Here is an 18,034-nt window from a genome sequence, read left to right as displayed (position 1 = left end):
GTGACGCGATTGCGATGGCCAATCGCGCTGCTTTATGATGATTGACCCGGTAAACCATGAGCTGTCGGACACGTGGCACAAGAACTGAAAGCACAGGACGTATTTCTGCCGGGCACGGTGTGGCTCGCCGGTGCGGGGCCTGGTGATCCGGGCCTTCTGACGGTATTGGCTGCCCGTGCCATCGGCGAGGCGGATGTTATTGTCTATGATGCGCTGGTCAATGAGGAAATTCTGGCCGGTGCCCGGCCTGATACCGAGCTGCGTTATGCGGGAAAACGCGGCGGCAAGCCTTCTGCCAACCAGCGCGACATTTCCCTTTTGCTGGTGGAACTGGCGCGGGCGGGCAAGAAGGTCCTGCGATTGAAAGGCGGCGATCCGTTTGTTTTCGGGCGTGGAGGTGAAGAAGCGCTGACCTTGGTCGAGCACGGTATACCCTTTCGCATCGTGCCGGGCATTTCGGCCGGGATCGGCGGGCTTGCCTATGCCGGCATTCCGGTTACCCATCGCGACATCAACCACAATGTGACCTTTCTGACGGGCCACGATTCTGGCGGTACCGTTCCCGATGCGGTGGACTGGGCAAGCGTTGCGGCGGGGTCGCCCGTCATCGTCATGTACATGGCAATGAAGCACTGGCAGAACATTTGCGCCCGGCTGATGGAGCACGGTCTTGGATCTGCAACACCGGTTGCCTTTGTCTGCGATGCGACACTGGAAAGCCAGAAGGTTCTGGAGACGACGCTGGGCCAGTCGGTATCGGATTTGGCTGAATCCGGCCTTGCGCCGCCCGCCATCGTTGTCGTTGGCGAAGCGGTAAAACTGCGCAAGGCGCTGGACTGGCGCGGAGCGCTTGAAGGGCGCAAACTCGATCCCGACCCTCTTGGAAGGACTGCGGGTTCCCGGGCCTCCGGGTCCGGTTGACGCGCTTTGGATTCGGCTTTTGGCTGACCTTTCAACCCAGAAACGGCTGATGATTGCCGCGCCGGCTTCCGGCAGCGGGAAGACGGTGCTGACGCTGGCATTGCTGCGGGCGTTAAAGGACAGGGGATATGATATTGCCGGAGCGAAAGCCGGGCCGGATTATATCGATCCCGCTTTTCACGCAGCAGCAACCGGCAGGCCATCGGTCAATCTCGATCCCTGGGCAATGGAAGTTGACCGCTTGCTGGCGCTGGCCTCGGCGCAGGAGACGGAGTATCTCCTCACCGAAGCGATGATGGGCCTGTTTGACGGCGCCGCCGACGGCAGCGGCTCAGCTGCCGATCTTTCCGCCAGCCTTGCCATGCCGGTCCTGCTGGTGGTGGATGCTGCAAAACAGTCTCATTCTGTTGCCGCGCTGGTCGGGGGATTTGTCCGGCACAGAGAGGACGTTGCGGTGGCGGGCGTGTTGCTCAACAAGGTGGGCAGTAAGCGCCATGAAGCCCTGTTGCGCGCTGCGCTGCAACCGGTTGGCAAACCGGTTGTCGGTGTCGTGAAACGGGACGATGCGCTCTGCCTGCCACGGCGTCATCTGGGCCTTGTCCAGGCGGGGGAAAAAGCAGATATCGATGCCTTCATTGCAGCAGCAGCGCAGACGGTAGCACAATCGTGTGACATGAATTTGCTGGCATCGTTGTTTCAGTCCGCCGGGAATGCCGGTATGGCCGCCAATCGCGTGCCGCCTCTGGGTCAGAAGATTGCCGTTGCAAAGGATGCAGCATTTGCCTTCTGCTATCCCCATATGCTGGCGGACTGGCGTATGCAGGGCGCGCAGATCAGTTTCTTTTCTCCGCTTGAAGATGAAGCGCCGCCGCTGGATGCAGATGCGGTGTTTCTGCCCGGCGGGTATCCTGAATTGCATGCTGCACAGCTTGCGGCGGCGGAGCAGTTCAAGAAAGGCATGGAAGTGGTCGTGGCACGCGAAGCACTGGTCTATGGAGAGTGCGGCGGCTACATGGTGTTGGGCGAAGGTCTGATCGACGGGGCGGGAAAAAACCATGCCATGCTCGGCCTGCTGCCGCTGGTTACCAGTTTTGAACAGCGCAAACTGCATCTGGGGTACCGGCGGATCACTTCCCACGGCAGCTTTCCCCTGGGCCAAAAGCTGCGCGGCCATGAGTTTCATTATACGCGTGCGGTTCGCGAAGAAGGAGAGCCACTGTTTTCCGTCTGTGATGCACTGGGCACCGATCTTGGAACCAGTGGTTTGCGCAAGGGCCGGGTGATGGGTTCCTATCTTCACGTCATCGATGCTGAAGGGGGAGCGGGGTGATGGGGGAACGGATTGCCCATGGCGGCGGGCTTGATGCGGCAATGATGCGATATGGCGGGGAGCGTGCCGGCTGGCTCGACCTTTCCACCGGCATAAATCCAAACGCCTATCCGCTGCCGCCGATCAAGATTGAGAGCTGGCAGCGGCTGCCGGACCGTGGCGCCGAAGATGCCCTGAAGGCGGCAGCGAGGGCTTGCTACTGCGTGCCGGAAGAGGCTGCGGTAGTGGTGGCAAACGGTACGCAGGCATTGATCGAATTGCTGCCGCGGGTACTCGATGCCGATCAGATCGCCGTTGTCACGCCGACCTATGGCGAGCACGCCCATGTGTGGCGAAAATCGGGGTTGGCTGTGAGCGAAATCCGCCACGGCGAACCGGTGCCGGAAGCAGCCAGGGTTCTGGTCGTGGTCAATCCGAACAATCCTGATTGCCGGGTGACGCCGCAAGATCAGTTGCTGGTGCTGGCGGAAAGCATGCGTGCGCGGGCTGGCTGGCTGGTTATAGATGAAGCCTTTTGCGATACCAGTCCGCAAGCAAGTCTGATTCCATTGCTGCCGGAAAATGTGATTGTGCTGCGCTCCTTCGGCAAGTTCTTCGGTCTTGCGGGATTGCGGCTGGGATTTGCCGTCTGTTCGCCGGCTCTGGCTGAAGCGCTGGAGGAATTGCAGGGTCCGTGGAGTGTATCGGGTCCGGCGCTTTCCGTTGGAGCCCGAGCATTGCAGGATACCAGCTGGGTTGCGAAAACGCGCCGCCGGTTGCAGAACGATTCCCAAGCCATGGCAGGTTTGCTCAAAGCCCAGGGTTTTGCGATTTGCGGGGTGCATCCGCTTTTCGTTTTTGCCGGTCATGAGCGGGCGACAGAAATCGCAGACGGCCTGGCGCAGCGGCACATTCTTGTGCGCGATTTCGAAACCTTGCCGGGCCGGTTGCGGTTTGGGCTATGCGGCGATGAAGCGGCCTTTTCGCGGCTTGAGATTGCGCTTTCGCAAGTGATGGCAGACGGCGGCGCCATGAAACGCACGTCAGGACATGAGGCCCATGGCTGACGAAGCGCTGCTGATCTTGCTGTTGGCACTTGCCGCCGACTGGAAGTTTGGCGAACCGCAATGGCTATGGTCGCGGATACCCCATCCCGTGGTGGGGTTCGGCAAGGCAATCGCATGGCTCGATCGCCGCTTTAATCTGGAAAGCGATGAGGATGGCGCCCGCTACCGAAAGGGTGCAATCTGCATCGCCATGATGATCCTGGCGGGCGTTGTCTGCGGTGTTTTACTGCATGGTGTGTTTAGTCCCCTTGGCATTCTGGGCATGGTACTGGAGGGGTTCATCGTCTTTTCGCTGATCGCCCAGCGTAGCCTGATCGACCATGTTTCGGCTGTGGCGGATGGGCTGACGGAGCAGGATCTTGAGGGCGGCAGGACGGCAGTGGGCAAAATCGTCGGCCGTGACCCGAAAACGCTGGACCGGCCCGGAGTTTGCCGGGCAGCCATCGAATCCCTGGCGGAGAATTACTCCGATGGGGTTGTGGCGCCTGCTTTGTGGTATGCGGTGTTCGGCCTTCCGGGTGTGATCGCCTACAAGATCATCAACACGGCTGATTCGATGATCGGTTACCGCAATACCCGCTACGAGCATTTCGGCAAGGTGGCAGCCCAGATCGACGATCTGGCGAACTGGCTTCCGGCCCGGCTTTCAGCGGGTATTGTTGCGCTCGCGGCCTTGGCGTACCGGGGAGTGATTTCCGCCCGTAAATCCATGTCCACAGCGATCGCCGATGCGGGTCTGCACCGTTCTCCCAACGCCGGATGGCCGGAGGCGGCGGTGGCGGGCGCCTGCAATTTCGCACTGGGCGGGCCGCGTATCTATGCCTCGGGACCGGTTACACAAGCCTATATCAATGCCAGCGGCAAGCGAGATCTCGACGCCAGTGACATTCGTGCAGCTACGGGTCTCATCAAGACGGCCTGCCTTGTCTTTGCCGGACTTATCCTGCTGAGCTGGGTAATTGCCTGATTGTCAGGCTTTCGGTTCGCGCCAGCCCGGTTTGAGCAGCCGCAAGGGTTCTGCATAGGGCGGCGCCTCGGAAAAGGCATCGTGAAAGGTCAGTCCGTGCCAGTTCATCTGCGTGGCGCGGATAGGGCCGGCATGGCAGACGACCGCTGTTGCCAGCGCCAGATGGTCGTCGAGTTCTGCGGTGGCTTCGGCAACACGGGTCTGCAAATCGGCAAAGGACTCACCGCCCGGCGTCGGATTGTTAACCGGATCGTTCAGCCAGGCCTCGGTAAGGGCCCGGTCGATTTCCTTCCACGGGATGCCCTCCCATTCGCCCATGTGCATTTCCCAAAGGCGCTCGTCAAAGATGGGTTCCAGACCGTCGCGCTCAGCGAGCGCAAGGGCAAGCTTGCGGCACCGGCGTGCCGGGCTTGCGACAATGCGGGACAATTTTGGCGTTGTCTGCAAGGCTTGCTCGACCTGGGTGTGGCCGATTTCGGCAATGTCCAGATCCGTGCGTCCATAGCAGATGCCCGGTTCGATATCAGGGGTGGGGTGGCGCAGGAAGATCATGCCGTCACGTCCACGCAGCACAGAAAAAGAGCATGACGGAGATTTCGGCGATCTGCTGCATGGCGCCCAGCCCGTCGCCGGTATAGCCGCCAAGACGTGCCTCAAGATACTTGAGAAACGCAAATGCCAGCGCAAACGCAACACTGGCTGCCGCAAGGCCGACAAGGCCGCCAAACAGCAATGCCAGCAGCAACGATATGACAATGGTGATGAATAGTTGTGATGAGTGAATGCCGCCGGCGACCGTGCTGGCAAGCCCCTCTTTGCGGGCATAGGATGAATAGACCAGCGCCGGGAGAATGGCGGCCCGGGAGACCGTATGGGCAGTCAGCAGCGCTAGGACGCCGCCGATCATGGTAAGTTCAGCCAGGGAAGCCCAGCGCAGGCCGATGGTCATGATCAGGGCTGCAGCGCCGAAGGCTCCGATACGGCTGTCGCGCATGATCTCCAGCGCGCGCTGGCGGGTAGTGCCGCCGCCAAGTCCATCGGCACAATCGCTCAACCCGTCTTCATGAAGAGCACCGGTCACCAGTAAGCCTGCAGCGATGGCAAGACCGGCAGCGGGAAGGGCTGGCAGTATGGTGGCGGAAATAGCCCACACAAGGGCTGCCAGCGCGCCGACAACGAAGCCGGCAAATGGAAAGCCGGTTGCTGCGGTAGCCAAAGGCTTTCCCTCGCCGCTATCTTCTGGCAGGGGAAGGCGGGTGAAAAAGCGCAAGGCGGCAAGCAAGTCCTGCAAAGTATCGTTCATGCCGGTGTTCCCTCAGCCCAGGCTGAATGCCTGTGGCCGTTCGAGATTGACCTTATTCCTTGCCAGAAACGCCGGCGCTTTCAAAGGTTGCCATGTCGTTCAACATTGCACAGGCATTGCGAAGCAGGGGGAAGGCAAGTAGTGCGCCGGTGCCCTCGCCAAGCCGAAGATCAAGGTCGAGCAGCGGTGTTGCATCAAGGGCCTGAAGAACAGCGTGGTGGCCAGGCTCCTTTGAGCGGTGCGAAAATACCGTGTATCCGGCAGCTTCCGGCCGGGCTTTCAGGGCGCAAAGTGCCGCCGCTGTGGCGATAAAGCCATCGACCAATACCATGCCGCCGGCGCTGGCAGCGCCGATAAGCGCGCCAGCCATGCAGGCGATTTCAAGCCCGCCATAGGCTGACAGCGCATCGCGCGGTTCAAGTTCTCCGGGCCTGCGGGCAGCGGTTTTGTGAAGAATTTCCAGCTTGCGGTTTACTCCGTCCCCATCGAGCCCTGCACCGGGTCCGGTCAGCGTTTCAAGGTCGATCCCGGCAATGGCATGGGCAAGCAGGCTGGCGCTGGAAGTATTGCCGATGCCCATTTCCCCAAGCAACACGGTCTTTGTCCCATTCTGAACGGCATCGGCGGCGATCCGGGCACCGAACGCCAATGCCTGGTCAACCTCCTGAAGGCTCAGGGCATCTTCTTGAAGGGCGTTGGCGGTTCCCTTCCGAATTTTGGCCCGCACGAGATCGGGATGGTCCGGCAAGTCGCCGATGATGCCGGCATCTGCCACGGTGATCGCTACATTGTTGGTTTTGGCGAAGACATTCGCTGCGGCGCCACCGGACAGAAAGTTCAAGACCATCTGGGTGGTAACTTTGCTCGGCCAGGCGGATACGCCTTCTGCCGTCAGGCCGTGATCGCCGGCAAATATGAGCAGGCGGGCGGGATCAGCAGATGGGGTTTCGGTTTGCTGGCAAAGCGCGATGGCAAGCGCCAGTTCCTCAATGCGGCCCAGAGAACCGGGCGGTTTTGTCTTGTTGTCGATGGCGCTCTGGATGCGCTCGCGCCGGGTTTCGTCCAGTCGGGAGATGGAAAAGTCTGCCAGCATGGTGCCTGTCTTTGCTTTGTAAAGTTCCTTCCCATCGCATAGGGCGGCTGGATCGCGATGCCAAGCCTGAAAGCGGCATGGGGGGTTAATTTAGCGCCAGCAGAAGCCTTGCCGGCATGACAACCGGCGCATACCCACTTGCCTTTTCCCGCGGGGCAGTTACGGCATTGGGTCATCGACTCATGAACAGGGTCGAAATGGCGTTGCGCCATGCAGTGTTGAAACCGGCAAGGGCGGGGCCCGGCATGCTTGAGCGCGTTGCGCCATTCATATTTGTCTTCTTGTGGTCAACGGGGTTCATCGGGGCGAAATACGGCCTGCCCTATGCAGAGCCGTTCACCTTTCTTGCCGTGCGCATGGCGATCACCTTTGTTCTGCTGATCGTTATGGCCCTTTTGCTCAAACGCCAATGGCCGGGGCTTCCGGCTGCCGGTCATTCCATGGTGACGGGCATTCTCATCCATGGCGGGTATCTGGGCGCGGTCTTCTGGGTGATCGACAATAGCATGCCGGCGGGCATTGCAGCATTGATTGTCGCCATGCAGCCGCTGCTTACGGTGTTGATTGCCCGGCTGCTGCTCGGCGAGAAGGCAACAAGGCGCCAGATCATCGCCTTCTTCTTCGCGCTTGGCGGGGTCTTCATGGTTATCCTGCCGCGGCTTGAAGGGGTAGCCGAGGCTACCGGCATTACACCGCTCAATTCTGCTGTCACGCTGTTTTCGGTGCTGGCGATCGCTCTTGGTACCGTGTACCAGAAGCGCTTCGCAGCGGATGTGGGAGTGGTCAGTGGAACCACTGCACAGTATTTCGGTGCGTGTTTGTTCTTGTCGGTTCTGTCATTTTTCTTCGAAACCGGACACATCGAGTGGACGCTGCAATTTATCCTGGCCATGGTCTGGCTGGTGGTGGTTCTTTCGCTGGGCGCAGTCATGCTTTTGATGGTGCTTATCCGCCGCAACAGTTCCGCCAGTACCGCTTCGCTGTTTTATCTGGTGCCGGTGTTCACAGCGGTTTTCGCCTGGTTACTGTTCGGCGAAACACTGACGCCGGTGCAGATTGCCGGTATGGCGGTTGTTGTCGCTGCGGTGGCTCGGGCCTGAAATCGGCAACTCCCGCGAAACACAAAAAAACCCCGCCAGTGGCGGGGTTTTCCGTTTGTTATGTTTGCCGGTGTCAGGAACCGACCCTGAGCATGTCCGGAATGGAGTCCAGAATTTTCTCTGCGATCACCTTGACCGCCTGCTGGTTTCCGACCGTCAGGCTGCCACCGTAATAGGTGCGGTCCCAACCCATGATGGTATTGAACCCGGAGGCACTTTCAGGACCGAAGCGAACCAGCAGTTTGTGCGACTGCTCCATTTTCGAGGGGTCTTGCCAGAGGTTCTTGAAAGAAGCCCAGCTGGTTGGCGTCGTTGAAGAAAGGTACTGTCTGCTCAGCGACAGGCTGTTGATTGTCGCATCCGACCAGAAGACCACAACCGGAACCGGGGTCACCAGTGTGTAGGTCTGTGCGGGTATCGGCTCACCCTGCTGGATGATCATGTGATGGTCCGGAATCTTGAAATACTCCCGAGCCTCTGCGGACTGGTTGTCGAACCAGTCCGAGCGGACGGCTTCGTTGAGGCAGGCACCGGCAGCTTCCGGCCAGTCATGGCCGCCAAAGGCGTGGGTGCTGCCCAGGAACCCTTCGAGCAGGTCGTTACGGTCGCTGCGCATGGAGAGGCGGTCTTCTCCAGCCCTTGCAGCTTCCTCTTCACTCGGGTCGAGATCGATGAAGTCGCCATACATGTTCAGGCCGTGATTGACCGGCGGTTCCGGACGCGGCGGCGGTTCGCTGCTTCCCGAACCTTCCAGCGTGTTCATCCAGGCTTCCAGTTCCGCCATGTCGCGGAAGTAATATTTCGTGCCTTCATGCCTGACCCTCTTGTGGGTCTTGGGTTTCCAATTGCGGTTGGATTTTCTCCACCTGCCGTTCTTGTTGTAGTACCAGCTGCTGTAGTTGAACTCGTTGCGGAACTGGTTCTTTTCAGATTCCGACAGGCCGGAACCGTCGCCGGGCTCCCAGTCGCCCCATTCGTTTTCCCAGTCCTGCAGATCCTGCTCATAGCCGGCATAGGCATTTTGATAATCACGGCCTTCTTCCCAATCGCGATAGAAGATCGGACGAACCCTGATTTTCAGTTTCTGGGAGAACTCCCCGACACCAAGCTCGGTGCGCAGGTCGGTATTGAACGTTTTTGCCGAAGCCTGAACCGCGTCCAGGGTGTTCTGCATCGAGCCGGTTGCATCAATGCACATGACGATGTCGATGATGTAGTTTTTCGGCTGGACCTTGAGATTGACGACCATTTCCTTCCGCGCGGTCAGCCGGTCGTAGCCAAAGGCTTTCATCACGGCGGTGTCGTAGTCCATGGCAACTGCCAGCTTGGTGACGTTGTCGACCTCAATGTATTCTAGGGTGTAGTTTTCCCTGTCGAGATCGTAGCCGCCGGCCTCGTAGTTGGCCTCGAAGAACGGTTTGAACACCTCATCCAGTTTCGCAACATACTGCTCGTTGGAGTAGTCGTAGCGCCCGTTATCGGCGTAGTCCTCTTCCTGCATCTTCTTGACCTCTTTGGAGGCGGCAAGAAGGGCGGATTCAGCAGACAGCGTCATGCGGTTTTCAACGCGCTTGAAACCGACATAGTCAACCGACACACCGGCACACATGATGACCGGTGTCAGGGCAAGACCGAGAATGATGGCGAAGTTGCCTCCGTCATCTTTCAGAAATTTTCTTACGATGCCTTTCATGGCTTCCTCGCTCTCCAACGGAACTTTTTTTGCAGGTCCAATTAGTGACATGCCCCACATCGACGCTGTTTTAACATGGGGGGTGTTACGATCCGGTTCAGGCGGCAATCTGCATTTTCAGCTTCCGTTTTGCCGTTTGTTAAGTATTGCAGAGCCGTGTTTTGCGAAGCGTTGTACGGGAAATCCAAGACACCTCTTCGATGCCGGTTCTGGCAGGCGATGACGGGAGGATAGCGGTTCGCCGCTAAGGGTTCGTTAATGCAAAAAACGCATTATCTGCAGGGTTTCCACGTCATTTGGGAATTACACATGCTTGCGAGAATTTCTGCCGCCCTGCTGCTTACGGCCACACTTGCTGCCTGTCAGAATACATCGGCTGTTGGTTCTGTGGAGAATGCAACCGCCGATGAAATCGATACAGTGGAAACTGCTTCCATTGAGGCGGCGGCGGACCAGCCAGCCGTCCTGGATGGCCCCGAGACGCCGCCCGCCGACGAGGAAACGAAAACCGCCGCATTGGGAAAAGATACCGGCGATCCGGTGAAGGGCGGCGTCATCACACATTACCGGCCGCCCGAGAAGGGAACGGTTTTTACCTGGCGCAATAACTGGTCCACGCTGCCGCCGGTCATCAGCTATGTTGCCGATGGCACCCTCGCCAAGGGCGATAAAACCTATGTCCGGTTCAAGTCCGTCAAGGGTCTCGATCAGACAACATTTGCGTATTACGACACCGGCAATTTCGGCCTTAAGGGATATCGCGATTCCCGCGACAAGGCATTAACGACGTTCAAACCTGTCGAAGAGCGTTACCGTTTCCCCATGAAAGCGGGCGACAAGTGGGTAATGCAGTGGAAGATGAAAGATCATAACAGCGGCAAGATCAGCCAGGGTGGCGGTATCGTCACGGTCATCGGCATTGAGCGGCTGAAACTGCCAGCCGGTGTTTACCAGGCGATGAAGGTTAAGCTGCCGACCCCTGCAGGCCTGCCGCGGCAAATGGTCCACTATGTCTGGTTTGCACCGGCGCTTGGCGTTACGGTCAAGGAACAGATCGGCAATGGCAAAATGACCTGGAGCCAGATTCTGGAAAAGGTGGAGCCGGCGGCGAAAGGCTGACTTGCCGAACCAGACTTTTGTTCGAAAGTCCCTATTCACACCTTACGATGGTAACGGCCGTGTAGTCGCCCGACGGAAACGAATCCGGGCGCTCTGCCTCCAGGTCCACATAGACCCGCGTTATGCTGTAGCCTCTGCGCAGGCGAACAGAGTTGTCACCTGGCCGCTCGGCAAAATCCCTGCCGCGATAAAGGCTTTCTCCCGAGAACGTTGTTGTGAAGGTTGTGGTGTCGTTGCCGCCGGACGGTGCATTGGTGAAAAAGTCCGGCGAGGAAACGGAAATCCGATAGCGGCGGATCGAATAGATGTCGGCGACACCCTGTTGTCCGCCGGCATTCTTTGAGCTCAGTTTCGTGCTGTCGGCATTGGGCGTGATCGTTCCCGGCGCGCCGACCACGATGGCACACGCGTTCGAATAGGTAATGTTGCCGCCGAAGTGAAGCGTGCCACTGCCGCCGGTGGCAGAAACCGGAGGCAGAAGAATGATCATGGCGGCAACTACCGCCGCGGCCGCTTTCCGCAGGATTGCTCCCAGGCCTTTGATTTGCCGGTTACACATGCCTGCCACCCTCACTCGCATCTCAGGGTAATGACTGCAGCGTAGTTTCCGGCCGGAAAAGGTTCGCCATTGCGGTGGGCAACCAGATGGGCCTCAATACTCGTGGTGCCTCTTTTGAGTTTGTGCTGGATGTTTCCCGGTGTCTCGGAAAAGTTGGAAGCGCCATGGCCATTAAACGTGGCCGTCATGACAACACCGTCATTGCCTCCCTTGGGAGCGGTGTGGAAGCCCAGCGGCGCATCGACGCTGAGACGATAGGATGAATTGGACGTCATGACCTGGGCGGTGCCCGGCCGCCCGCCGCCCGATTTCGAGGACAGCTCGAACAGGCCCGGCACTTCGCGAAGAACCCCCTCATTGCCAAGGACGATCTGACAGTAGTTTTTGCCGCGCTGGTGCTGGCCTTTTTTCAAATGCGTTTGGCCCTCCAGCGCCTCCTCGATGATCTCGTCGGCGGTTTGAGGGATTTCCTGTGCGTTGGCGGAGAAGGGAAGGGCGGCGGCCAGGCAGAGCGCAGCCAACCTGGTTCCGGTGAAACCAGCTTTGGGGGTGCTGCTGCATGCTGCAAGGTGTTTGCGCCGGACTGTCATCCCATCACTTCTTCTTCAGACCTTCTGTCGTCCAGCCATCGTCTGCCCAATCGTCTCCATCATCATCGCCAGCGGCGGTTTTGGATTCGGCAGGTTTGATCTGCGCTACCTTGATGTCATCGGTGCCGGCAGGTGCTGCAACCTCGCCGGAAGCAGCTGGCGTTGAGCCGGCATGGCTTGAAGAGCCTTCCGCAATGGGTGCAATTCCCCGGTTCAAACCCATCTGCATGAGCTTGAGTTCCATTTCCAGGCGGGCGACCTCAAGATCGTAAAGCCTGGTGCAGTCCACGCGCTTTCGGTTGGCGCCGAGCGGAACCACGATGCGTCCGTAGGCCGAGAAACTGCTCTCGCCCGAGGTCGTCCGTTCGGGATTTCCGATCACGCCCAAATCCATATATGCTCCATTTCCGCCTACTGCCGTGCGGCAGGTCGTGCCGTCTGCAGCGCGCACCTCGTCATGGCCTTGCGGCAGGGTGACGCCCGGCAGGTTGAAGCCGGAGATGTTCTGATTGATGGTGGTATCCTGGGCATTTGCCTTGACGCCTGAAAAGGCCAATGCTGCCAGAGCCATAATGGCTAGTTTAACCGCTCCCCTAGAAATTTCCCACATATCTGCGCCTTTATTGTTGTTGTTGTTTTTCCGCCTATTCCCGGGAATGGAACAGACTCAGTGCAGACACGGACTTTACGTTGGTTGGATCCATCAAACGGCACCATGACCGTTACGGGGCGGGAGTTTCTGCCACCGAGGGTGAATTCGGCTGGTGTAACCCTCGCAGGTACCGGGTTGAAGTGCTGGTCGTAGACCTTCACTTCAACGCGGATACGATGATTGTACGGGTTCGACGGGTAAACCTTCAACGCAAACGAGTCCGTAAAGCTCTGAACCTGCCCCCTCATGGGAGACATGGCTTGTGCTGCTGCCTCGTTCGGCAGCAGCGTGAGCGCAAAGGCACAGCCAAGAAATGAAGAGAGAGTAATCCTGGTAAAGATGGATGTCTTGTTCATGTCGTGTCTGTGCCTTTCTGGAGTGTTATTCGCAGCGAAGTACGACCGTGCCCGTATAGGCGCCGGCTTCGAATACGTCGGAACCCGACTTTGCTGCTTGCATGTTGACGGATACGTTTGTCGTACCGTTGTTGAGGTCGTTTGCTGCCGAAGCGTCGGTACCCGACACCGAAGAAGCACCCGTGGTGGAGTAGGAAGCACTCAGCGTTTCGCTGGTCGTGTCTTCAGCCGGCTTGGAAAGCGACGGTGTATCAACACTGACGTCGAAACCGTTACCGGTGGCGACAATCGTTGCGGTGCCCGCAGAGCCGGAGCCGATGCTCGATGAAAGGGTCTGGAACCCGGGATCAACATCAAGCGAACCGGCAGTGCCGCCGACGGTGATGGTGCAAGTGTGCGTGACGGTACCATTAAAAATAACGTTGCCGGTTACCGCATGCGCGTTGATAGGTGCGAGCGCGAGCATTGCCGCGCCAGCAGCCAGAATTGACTTCTTCATGTTTGACTCTCCTGTTTTTTTATTACCAAACAGGGCCCGAATTCGTGTTGGAAAATCCCCACTTCTTCAGCCACAACCCCTGTATTGGCTAGGTGAGAAATTACCTGTTATCGATTAGAAATTGGTAAACGCAGGTGACCCTTCGGCAGGTATTTTCCTTTACGGGAAGCTTTTGAGTCTCAGGGTAAATTGTAAGTAAACCGGCCCGTTTCTTGCACAGCCTTCGCCATGACGTTTCACAATGAAACATGGCCTGGTGTACAAGCTGCTGTCTGGAGACATTTTTGCGCGAAGGTCTGTGTCGCGCTGGCGGCAGTGGTGACGTTGATGCCGGACTGCGGGCTGGCTTCATCGGCTGCAATCACCTTTTCCGGACAAGTCCCCGCCCGGAACGCGCAGATCCGCGATATGGAGATCGTGGGATTTTCTGAAAGCGTATTGCTACCGGTACCGGCGATTGGTGCCAACTGGCAGACAGATGAACTGCGCGTTCAGACGATGGATGTTAGCCGAAGCTTTGTTATTTGGTCTGCTGCCGGGGGAGGGGCCTTGCCGGAGTTTGTTGCAGTGCCGGTAAAGCGGGGTGATGAAACCCGCTACCGTGTCTGCGTTTATTTGCAGCAATCCCTGAAAATGCGATGCCGGGCCTACCGGATAATCCCGGCGCCCGGCATGAATTGATACTGTAACGCCTGTCTTCAGGTGCGTGCGATTTTTTCCAGCAGGTGGATGTTACCCTGAACCTGATCGAGGCCCGGATTGGAATCCTGCGCGCGGTTCAGGTATTTGCGCGCTTTTTTGTAATCGCCACGCAGCAGATAGGAATAGCCCATATTGTTCAGCACGCGGGCGTCATTTCCCTTCAACTCTACCAGTGCCTTGTAGGCGCGGTCAGCCTTCTCGAAGTTTCCGAGCTGGTCGTAGGCGGCAGCGAGGCCGGCCCAGGCACCTGCATTGTCGGTACGGCGGGCAACTGCCTTGCGGAAATACCGTTCGGCGAGGCCGTAGTTCTGAAGGCGAAAGTTTTCCTTGCCCAGTTCCAGCAAGCGCTTCGAACTGTCGCCCTTCAGGCTGACATGATCGGATTGTGGTGAATGGGTGACGATGCCATCGCGCGCATACACGAAGCTGGAAGAATCTGCCGGAGCATGACTGGACGTTCCGGTCGTGTTGCAACCTGCCAGCGGTAAAGCGATGAGCGCGGCAAGCGCCGCCTTCGAAAGAAGGGATGTCATGGAGTGCCCCCTGCTGCACTTTTTTTCTTGTTGTTATGGGGCAAATCTAGCAGACCGCTCTTAACGGAGCTTCTACTTGAAATGGAAAGATCGCTTAAAATGCCGTTTGTTACAGCTATGCTTACCAAGAGGTTGCAAACGGTTATTGGTGCTGTCTGACAGCGCCGTCTTCTACTGCGTTGTCAGCCGCACAATCGTGGGGATGACGGCAACGCCGATAACGATGGGCAGGATGAAAGCAGTGACCGGCACGGAAAGCTTGGCGGGGAGGGCATAGGCTTTTTCCTCAGCGGCCATCATGCGGCGGTGGCGCATTTCATCGCTATAGACGCGCAGGGCATCGGAAACGCTGGTGCCAAGTTCCTTGGACTGCTGGATCATGGTGGCAAACCCCTGGACCTCCTCAAGACCCACCCGCTCGCCAAAGGCGCGCAGGGCTTCGTCGAGGGACTTGCCGGCCCTGACCTCGATTGCCGCGACCTGAAGCTGCTCGCTCAGGATCGGATAGGTGCGGCTGATTTCCTGTGCGATGCGCTCGATGGAGGCTTCAATGGTCAAGCCGGCCTCCGAGGAGACCACCATCAGATCCATCACATCGGGAAAGCCGCGGCGGTTTTCAGCCTCGCGCTCCTTGATGCGCTTGTTGATGTAGAAATTGGGAAAGAAATAGCCACCGGCGGCACCCAGCATGATGATGAGTGCCTTGTGGGTCATTTCCTTCTCGGGAAGGAAGGTGAAGACAAACCCGGCAGCAGCCAGCAGCAGGGCGATGCCGAGGCAAAGGCGGGCGGCCAGAAAGTAGCCCAGTGCACCCTTTTGCGGATAGCCGGCACGGATCAGGCGCATCTGCATCTTGCGCTGCTGGCCTGGGTCGTTGACCGAATAGTATTTGTCTGTCCGGTTGGCGATGCGGGTTGCAAAAGCGCCGGCGGCCCTCTTTGCCGATGGCGCACCAGAACCAGCGCCCCTGTCTTTTCTGGATGAAATATCAAGGCGCTTGCGTACTTCCGCCCGCGCCCGTGCCTGAGCCCGTGACTGCCAGAAATAGAAAATCAGGCCAAACATGAGCAGGCCGGCGAAGATTGCGGCCAGTACGGGCAGTTCGATGGTTTCAATGAGCTCAATCATTGCCGTCACACCCTGAAGCTGACCATTTTAAGAATGAGCAGATTGCCCATCACAAGCCAGAACCCGAGGCCTGCAAACATGTACCAGGTCATCGGCTCGCCCCAAATGCCGCCATAGTAGTCGGGCAGCAGAAACAGCAGCACCATGAACAGCAGGACGGGCATGGCCGAGAGAAATCCGGCGGAAAGGCGCCCCTCAGAGGAAATCGCCTTCACCTTGGCTTTCATCTTCAGCCGCTCGCGGATGACCTTGGACAGGCTGTCGAGAATTTCGCGCAGGTTGCCGCCCGTTGTCGACTGGATGGAAACGGCCGAGACGAGCAGCGGCAGATCGGGGTGACCAATGCGCTCGTACAAAGAAATCAGGGCGCTTACCAGATCAGAACCATAGGTGACCTCGTCGACCACGATGCCGAATTCGGTACCAATCGGGTCGGGCATTTCACGCGATACCATGGTCAAGGCCACAGGAACGGGATGGCCGGCCTTGAGGCTGCGGGTAATCAGATCGATTGCCTCGGGCAATTGCTTGCCGAACAGCTTGGTCTTCTTGTTGTGGCGCCAGCGCAGCCAAAGATAGGGAAGAATGAAGGCGGTTACCGGGAGCGAAGCGACCGGCAGCAGAAAAGAACGGGTGGCAAACAGCAGCGCCAGGAAGGCAACGAGCACGTAGACCAGATGATAAACGGCGAACTTCTTCAGGCCGGTGGTGATGCCAGCCTGGATGATCAGCCTGTTAAGCGCCTTGATTGGCAGAATGCCACGACCACGCGCATCCATGCCGCGTTCCTTGCGTAACTGAAGCAGAATGTCGTGCTGTGTCGCCTCTGTCTTCTCCGACAACTTCATGCGCCGGTTGATCTGACTCTTCGCTGCCGTATTTCGGGCGAAGAACAGATAGGCTGCTTCCACCGCCAGGACCGAGCAGGCCATGATGGAAACGGAAAAAATGACGACGGGGCTGATAACCATTGCCGCCCCCTACAACCGGTGACCCGGTTCGAAATATTCGCCGGGCAGTTCAACACCGAGGGCAAGAAGGTGCTCAAGAAAGCGCGGCCGCACCCCGGTTGCCTCGAAATGGCCGATGATCTTGCCTTCTTCAGTCATGCCCGTGCGGCAGAACTTGAAGATTTCCTGCATCTGGATGACATCGCCTTCCATGCCGGTAACCTCGGCGATGGAAGTGATCTTGCGCTGGCCATCAGACAGCCGGGTTAATTGAACGATCAGATGGATGGCGCTTGATATCTGGCTGCGGATTGAATTGACGGTCATCGGCATTCCGGTCATGCCGAGCATCTGCTCAAGGCGGGATATGGCATCGCGCGGAGTATTTGAATGGATCGTTGCCATCGATCCCTCATGGCCCGTGTTCATGGCCTGCAGCATGTCAAAGGCTTCTTCGCCGCGCACCTCGCCCAGGATCACACGATCTGGCCGCATGCGCAGGGCGTTCTTTACCAGGTCGCGCTGCTTGATTTCGCCGGAACCCTCATTGTTGGCGGGACGGGTTTCCATCCGGCCCACATGGGGGATGTGAAGGGCAAGTTCGGCAGCATCCTCAATGGTAATGATGCGTTCCTTCTCGCTGATGAATGCAGAAAGCGCATTCAGCATGGTGGTTTTGCCGGTACCGGTGCCGCCGGAGATGATTGTCGTCATCCTCGAATGCACGGCATGGCGAAGCACTTCCGCCATCGGTGTTGTGAGAGCGCCGAACTCAACCAGTTTTTCAAGGCTCAGCTTGTTCTTGGAGAATTTGCGGATTGATACCAGCGGGCCGTCGATGGCGATCGGACGGATGGCGGCGTTGAAGCGCGAACCGTCCGCCATGCGGGCATCGCACATCGGATTTGATTCATCGATACGGCGGCCGACGGCGGCAACGATCTTGTTGACGATGCGCAGAAGGTGGGCTTCATCCTGAAAAGGGATGTGCACGCGCTGCAAAACACCGCTGATCTCGGCATAGCAATTGTCGGGCCCGTTAATGAGAATGTCCGAGATGTCGGGATTGCGCATCATCGGTTCCAGGGGGCCAAGACCGGTCAGTTCATCGACGACGGTGCCGACAAACTGGTCGAGTTCGGAATTGTTGAAGGCGAGGCGTTCTTCGCTGGCATAGTCTGAAACGAATTTACGTACTTCACTGACAAGCTGGTCCCGCGGAAGTTTTTCGAGCGCTGCCAGATTGAATTCGTCAAGCATCTTGCGATGCAGTTTGGACTTTGCCTCAAGTATCTTCTTCTGGCTGGCGCCGTTTTCCTGGCCGGAAGGCTGGGATGCCGACTTAGGTTCCTGCCGGGGCGGAGGGCCGGACTCCGGCTGTGGCTGCGGTTCCTTTTCAACCTGGGATGCAGGCGGTTCGGCGGCCGTGTCATCGAACATGGCTTCGTCGAAGCTGAAATTCTGAAGGGCGGAAAAACGGTTGTTCATTTGCT

At 58.2% G+C, this 18,034-nt stretch carries 19 protein-coding genes; 6 read left to right on the top strand and 13 right to left on the bottom strand.

The window, feature by feature from the left end; translation table 11 throughout:
• Window positions 1-72: 72 nt before the first annotated feature.
• Genes cobA through cbiB form a run of 4 tightly spaced genes read left to right on the top strand, consistent with a single transcriptional unit; the run spans window position 73 to window position 4,264 of the window.
• A complete protein-coding gene (cobA, locus tag BVL55_RS12470; protein WP_075997170.1) occupies window positions 73-921 on the top strand; it encodes a uroporphyrinogen-III C-methyltransferase in 849 nt (282 codons plus the stop codon).
• A 49-nt stretch (window positions 922-970) separates the two neighbouring features.
• Window positions 971-2,251 carry a cobyrinic acid a,c-diamide synthase CobB gene (locus BVL55_RS12465; RefSeq protein WP_075998138.1) on the top strand — a complete coding sequence of 427 codons (1,281 nt, stop codon included), beginning with the start codon at window positions 971-973 and terminating at the stop codon, window positions 2,249-2,251.
• Window positions 2,251-3,297 carry a threonine-phosphate decarboxylase CobD gene (gene cobD / locus BVL55_RS12460; protein ID WP_244530506.1) on the top strand — a complete coding sequence of 349 codons (1,047 nt, stop codon included), beginning with the start codon at window positions 2,251-2,253 and terminating at the stop codon, window positions 3,295-3,297. Before BVL55_RS12465 ends, cobD begins: the two co-directional genes overlap by 1 nt.
• Window positions 3,290-4,264, top strand: a complete 975-nt coding sequence (cbiB, locus tag BVL55_RS12455) for an adenosylcobinamide-phosphate synthase CbiB (RefSeq protein WP_075997169.1) — start codon at window positions 3,290-3,292, stop codon at window positions 4,262-4,264. Before cobD ends, cbiB begins: the two co-directional genes overlap by 8 nt.
• Window positions 4,265-4,267: 3 nt before the next feature.
• On the opposite strand, the gene cobC is transcribed toward cbiB, so the two are convergent.
• Genes cobC through cobT form a run of 3 tightly spaced genes read right to left on the bottom strand, consistent with a single transcriptional unit; the run spans window position 4,268 to window position 6,660 of the window.
• Window positions 4,268-4,816 carry an alpha-ribazole phosphatase family protein gene (gene cobC / locus BVL55_RS12450; RefSeq protein WP_156892541.1) on the bottom strand — a complete coding sequence of 183 codons (549 nt, stop codon included), beginning with the start codon at window positions 4,814-4,816 and terminating at the stop codon, window positions 4,268-4,270.
• 4 nt (window positions 4,817-4,820) lie between these two features.
• Entirely contained in the window at window positions 4,821-5,567 is a 747-nt protein-coding gene (cobS, locus tag BVL55_RS12445) for an adenosylcobinamide-GDP ribazoletransferase (protein ID WP_075997167.1), read from the bottom strand.
• A 52-nt stretch (window positions 5,568-5,619) separates the two neighbouring features.
• Window positions 5,620-6,660 carry a nicotinate-nucleotide--dimethylbenzimidazole phosphoribosyltransferase gene (gene cobT, locus BVL55_RS12440; RefSeq protein ID WP_075997166.1) on the bottom strand — a complete coding sequence of 347 codons (1,041 nt, stop codon included), beginning with the start codon at window positions 6,658-6,660 and terminating at the stop codon, window positions 5,620-5,622.
• A gap of 182 nt (window positions 6,661-6,842) precedes the next feature.
• Between cobT and BVL55_RS12435 the strand changes: the two genes are divergently transcribed.
• Entirely contained in the window at window positions 6,843-7,760 is a 918-nt protein-coding gene (locus tag BVL55_RS12435; RefSeq protein ID WP_205410796.1) for a DMT family transporter, read from the top strand.
• 73 nt (window positions 7,761-7,833) lie between these two features.
• Here BVL55_RS12435 and BVL55_RS12430 read toward each other — a convergent pair whose 3' ends face one another.
• The gene (locus BVL55_RS12430) at window positions 7,834-9,453 is read right to left on the bottom strand and encodes a TadE/TadG family type IV pilus assembly protein (protein ID WP_156892540.1); all 1,620 of its coding nucleotides are present in this window, start codon (window positions 9,451-9,453) and stop codon (window positions 7,834-7,836) included.
• Between the two features lie 309 nt (window positions 9,454-9,762).
• Between BVL55_RS12430 and BVL55_RS12425 the strand changes: the two genes are divergently transcribed.
• The gene (locus BVL55_RS12425; protein ID WP_156892539.1) at window positions 9,763-10,572 is read left to right on the top strand and encodes a hypothetical protein; all 810 of its coding nucleotides are present in this window, start codon (window positions 9,763-9,765) and stop codon (window positions 10,570-10,572) included.
• Between the two features lie 31 nt (window positions 10,573-10,603).
• Here the strand turns inward: BVL55_RS12425 and BVL55_RS12420 are convergent, their stop codons facing one another.
• The 9 genes from BVL55_RS12420 to BVL55_RS12375 all read right to left on the bottom strand — a co-directional run bounded on the left by BVL55_RS12420 (window position 10,604) and on the right by BVL55_RS12375 (window position 18,029).
• Window positions 10,604-11,062 carry a hypothetical protein gene (locus tag BVL55_RS12420; RefSeq protein WP_156892538.1) on the bottom strand — a complete coding sequence of 153 codons (459 nt, stop codon included), beginning with the start codon at window positions 11,060-11,062 and terminating at the stop codon, window positions 10,604-10,606.
• 80 nt (window positions 11,063-11,142) lie between these two features.
• Window positions 11,143-11,652, bottom strand: coding sequence for a hypothetical protein (locus tag BVL55_RS12415; RefSeq protein WP_156892537.1), 510 nt, complete (start codon window positions 11,650-11,652; stop codon window positions 11,143-11,145).
• A gap of 73 nt (window positions 11,653-11,725) precedes the next feature.
• Window positions 11,726-12,292, bottom strand: coding sequence for a hypothetical protein (locus tag BVL55_RS16840; protein WP_075997161.1), 567 nt, complete (start codon window positions 12,290-12,292; stop codon window positions 11,726-11,728).
• 5 nt (window positions 12,293-12,297) lie between these two features.
• Window positions 12,298-12,729 carry a hypothetical protein gene (locus tag BVL55_RS12405; protein ID WP_075997160.1) on the bottom strand — a complete coding sequence of 144 codons (432 nt, stop codon included), beginning with the start codon at window positions 12,727-12,729 and terminating at the stop codon, window positions 12,298-12,300.
• 25 nt (window positions 12,730-12,754) lie between these two features.
• A complete protein-coding gene (locus BVL55_RS12400; RefSeq protein WP_075997159.1) occupies window positions 12,755-13,228 on the bottom strand; it encodes a hypothetical protein in 474 nt (157 codons plus the stop codon).
• 698 nt (window positions 13,229-13,926) lie between these two features.
• Entirely contained in the window at window positions 13,927-14,463 is a 537-nt protein-coding gene (locus BVL55_RS12390) for a tetratricopeptide repeat protein (RefSeq protein WP_075997157.1), read from the bottom strand.
• Between the two features lie 171 nt (window positions 14,464-14,634).
• Window positions 14,635-15,591 (bottom strand): type II secretion system F family protein, encoded by a 957-nt coding sequence (locus BVL55_RS12385; RefSeq protein ID WP_156892536.1) that lies wholly within the window; start codon window positions 15,589-15,591, stop codon window positions 14,635-14,637.
• A gap of 5 nt (window positions 15,592-15,596) precedes the next feature.
• A complete protein-coding gene (locus BVL55_RS12380) occupies window positions 15,597-16,562 on the bottom strand; it encodes a type II secretion system F family protein (protein ID WP_075997156.1) in 966 nt (321 codons plus the stop codon).
• 9 nt (window positions 16,563-16,571) lie between these two features.
• Complete coding sequence (locus BVL55_RS12375) at window positions 16,572-18,029, bottom strand: TadA family conjugal transfer-associated ATPase (protein ID WP_244530505.1); 1,458 nt, start codon at window positions 18,027-18,029, stop codon at window positions 16,572-16,574.
• Window positions 18,030-18,034 lie beyond the last annotated feature (5 nt).

Source organism: Salaquimonas pukyongi, assembly GCF_001953055.1.
Lineage (GTDB): Bacteria > Pseudomonadota > Alphaproteobacteria > Rhizobiales > Rhizobiaceae > Salaquimonas > Salaquimonas pukyongi.
Note: the sequence above shows the minus strand (reverse complement) of the source record. Positions and strands in the feature narration are given on the sequence as shown.

Coding starts and splice junctions, on each gene's coding strand:
- BVL55_RS12380 (WP_075997156.1), bottom strand. CDS start 16,562: ATGGTTATCAGCCCCGTCGTCATTTTTTCCGTTTCCATCATGGCCTGC.
- cobT (WP_075997166.1), bottom strand. CDS start 6,660: ATGCTGGCAGACTTTTCCATCTCCCGACTGGACGAAACCCGGCGCGAG.
- cobC (WP_156892541.1), bottom strand. CDS start 4,816: ATGATCTTCCTGCGCCACCCCACCCCTGATATCGAACCGGGCATCTGC.
- BVL55_RS12430 (WP_156892540.1), bottom strand. CDS start 9,453: ATGAAAGGCATCGTAAGAAAATTTCTGAAAGATGACGGAGGCAACTTC.
- BVL55_RS12390 (WP_075997157.1), bottom strand. CDS start 14,463: ATGACATCCCTTCTTTCGAAGGCGGCGCTTGCCGCGCTCATCGCTTTA.
- BVL55_RS12385 (WP_156892536.1), bottom strand. CDS start 15,591: ATGATTGAGCTCATTGAAACCATCGAACTGCCCGTACTGGCCGCAATC.
- BVL55_RS12425 (WP_156892539.1), top strand. CDS start 9,763: ATGCTTGCGAGAATTTCTGCCGCCCTGCTGCTTACGGCCACACTTGCT.
- cobS (WP_075997167.1), bottom strand. CDS start 5,567: ATGAACGATACTTTGCAGGACTTGCTTGCCGCCTTGCGCTTTTTCACC.
- cobD (WP_244530506.1), top strand. CDS start 2,251: ATGGGGGAACGGATTGCCCATGGCGGCGGGCTTGATGCGGCAATGATG.
- BVL55_RS12465 (WP_075998138.1), top strand. CDS start 971: ATGATTGCCGCGCCGGCTTCCGGCAGCGGGAAGACGGTGCTGACGCTG.
- BVL55_RS12420 (WP_156892538.1), bottom strand. CDS start 11,062: ATGATCATTCTTCTGCCTCCGGTTTCTGCCACCGGCGGCAGTGGCACG.
- BVL55_RS12405 (WP_075997160.1), bottom strand. CDS start 12,729: ATGAACAAGACATCCATCTTTACCAGGATTACTCTCTCTTCATTTCTT.
- BVL55_RS12375 (WP_244530505.1), bottom strand. CDS start 18,029: ATGAACAACCGTTTTTCCGCCCTTCAGAATTTCAGCTTCGACGAAGCC.
- BVL55_RS12400 (WP_075997159.1), bottom strand. CDS start 13,228: ATGAAGAAGTCAATTCTGGCTGCTGGCGCGGCAATGCTCGCGCTCGCA.
- BVL55_RS12435 (WP_205410796.1), top strand. CDS start 6,843: ATGAACAGGGTCGAAATGGCGTTGCGCCATGCAGTGTTGAAACCGGCA.
- cbiB (WP_075997169.1), top strand. CDS start 3,290: ATGGCTGACGAAGCGCTGCTGATCTTGCTGTTGGCACTTGCCGCCGAC.
- BVL55_RS16840 (WP_075997161.1), bottom strand. CDS start 12,292: ATGGCTCTGGCAGCATTGGCCTTTTCAGGCGTCAAGGCAAATGCCCAG.